The sequence below is a fragment of the Halalkalicoccus subterraneus genome (assembly GCF_003697815.1).
Lineage (GTDB): Archaea > Halobacteriota > Halobacteria > Halobacteriales > Halalkalicoccaceae > Halalkalicoccus > Halalkalicoccus subterraneus.
In genome coordinates, this window is the sequence record NZ_RDQG01000064.1 from 1 (window position 1) to 2,076 (window position 2,076).

At 59.9% G+C, this 2,076-nt stretch carries 3 protein-coding genes; 2 read left to right on the plus strand and 1 reads right to left on the minus strand.

All coding sequences use genetic code 11. The annotated features are described in order from the left end of the window. The coding region (locus EAO80_RS14515; protein ID WP_162994022.1) for an outer membrane protein assembly factor BamB family protein at nucleotides 1-770 on the minus strand (770 nt) is incomplete at its 3' end. A 94-nt stretch (nucleotides 771-864) separates the two neighbouring features. Between EAO80_RS14515 and EAO80_RS14520 the strand changes: the two genes are divergently transcribed. Both EAO80_RS14520 and EAO80_RS14525 read left to right on the plus strand, forming a co-directional pair. Next, nucleotides 865-1,077 (plus strand): hypothetical protein, encoded by a 213-nt coding sequence (locus tag EAO80_RS14520; protein WP_122090594.1) that lies wholly within the window; start codon nucleotides 865-867, stop codon nucleotides 1,075-1,077. Nucleotides 1,078-1,546: 469 nt separating this feature from the next. Next, nucleotides 1,547-2,076: hypothetical protein (locus tag EAO80_RS14525; RefSeq protein WP_162994023.1), on the plus strand; the 530-nt coding region annotated here is incomplete at its 3' end.

A 2,076-nucleotide genomic window follows, 5' to 3' on the forward strand; every position in this document is an offset into this window, starting at 1 on the left:
TCGACCGACCAGAGCTCCTCGCCGGTCGCGGCGTCGAGCGCATAGAAGACTCCGTCGAAGCTCCCGACGAAGACCCGTCCGTCGCTCACTGCGGGGCTGGCGACGACCTCCGCGCCCGTCTCGACCTCCCAGTCGTTATCGCCGAGCGCGTAGACGGTTCCGTCGTCCGCGCCGACGTAGACCGTGTCGTCGACGATCGCCGGCGAGGATCCCACGTCGCCATTGGTGGCGAAACGCTCGGCCTCCTCGCCGTCCCCAACTGAGAGCGCGAGGACTGCGTCCCCGAACCCGCCGACGTACGCGAAGGCCCCTTCGACCGTCACCGAGGAGAAGACGTCCCCGCCCGCATCGAACGTCCACTCCTCGTCGCCCGATGCCGCCTCCAGTGCGTACAGCGTGTCGTCGTAGCTGCCGACGTAGACGGTCCCGTCGACGACCGTCGGCGAGGCGTAGATCGCTCCGCCGGTTTCGGCCGTCCATGCGACCTCTGGATCGGTGGGTCCGCTCGCGTCGGGGAGATGACCCGTGTTTTCGACGTCCGCTCGGTAGGTCGGCCAGTCGACGGTCGACGACTCGGCGTTCCCTTCCCCCTCGTTACCCTCCTCCGTGTCGTTCTCGGGGAGTTCGTCCGATCCTCCGTCGGAGCCGTTGGCTGCCGGTGCGCCGGTGTCGTCGCTCTCGTCGTCGTCGGTGCAGCCAGCGATCCCGTAGAGCGCGCCGGCCCCGAGCGCCGCGAGTACCCGCCGTCGCCTCGGATCCGTCCCGTCCATAGCGTGGCTATCCGATCGAGCGGCCCTGAGCGTTTCGATCATCGCTCGTCCGACGAACGACGGAGGTTAACGCGTCCAACCCCGTCGCGTTACCATGGATTCGGACATCGACGCAACCGACGACGCCGAGTTCGCCCGCGCGATCCGACTCCGACGACGGGTCTTCGGACTCGCCGGTCTGTTCCTCGCGCTTCTCACCGTCGGAACGAGCCTGATTTTCGCTGGCCATCCCGGGATCGGGATCACACTGGTCACAACGAGCCCGCTGGCGCTCCTCGCGCTCGGCTGGCTGTTGGTCCGGGGATAATCGGGGATCGCTCGGTACTCGGTGAGACAGTTCGCGCCCGCCACGATCCCCCCGTATAGTTCGACCCTGAACCCGATCTCTCGCCCGTTCCGGTCGAAAGTTACGGAACCGTCCCCGTGAGCGCACGCGCTTCCACCTCGACCGGTTCCACTCGGTCGGCGATGGTGGTCGTTATTTAGATATATTATATGATATTCATAGCATTAGCGTTCCTACAAGAGATTTATATAATGAAGAATAATTAAATAGGTGCCCTGAGTCGGCTATCGTTTGATTAACAGATCGAACGCAGGCCGAGTCCAGTTAATTATCGGATATTTGCTATTAATACTCTCCATTAGTTATTTATTTAACTCCTTCTATCAAACACGCTTGGTATTATCTTTTTTATATCACCTATACTAATATATCAGATAGAATTATAACTTATCCGAGTGTCATATCCAGTTGCTCCGAAGGGGAGTATACCATGAAAGAAGACACGAACTCAACCCATCGACGGCGAACGTTCCTGAAAGCAACCGGCATGGCGACGGCCGGCCTGTTCGGGTTTTCCGGCGTCGGTGCAGCCCACGATGGAAAGGACGACGACGACGCCTTCTTCCGCGGGTTCAAACACGGCTACCGCGGCGAGAAGAAACGAAAAAAACACGACAAAGGTTACCACTCCGGCTACGAGTTCGGTAAGAAAAAACGCAGCCGGCACAAGCACTACAAGCTGAATCTGGAAGCGTACTACGACGGCTTCAAGGCCGGCTACTTCGGCCGGAAAAAGCACAGCAAGAACACCGGCTACCGAGAGGGCTACGAGCACGGTCGAAAGAAAGCTAAGAAGTACCGCGGTGGCAAGCGTCGTGGCGGCCGAGACCGTGACGATGACGATCGTGACAAGAAGCATCGCCACGATGACGACGATGACGACCACAAGAAGGACTACGACGACAAGGACGATAAGCACCGGGACCGCGACGATAAAGACGACAAGGACGATAAGCACCG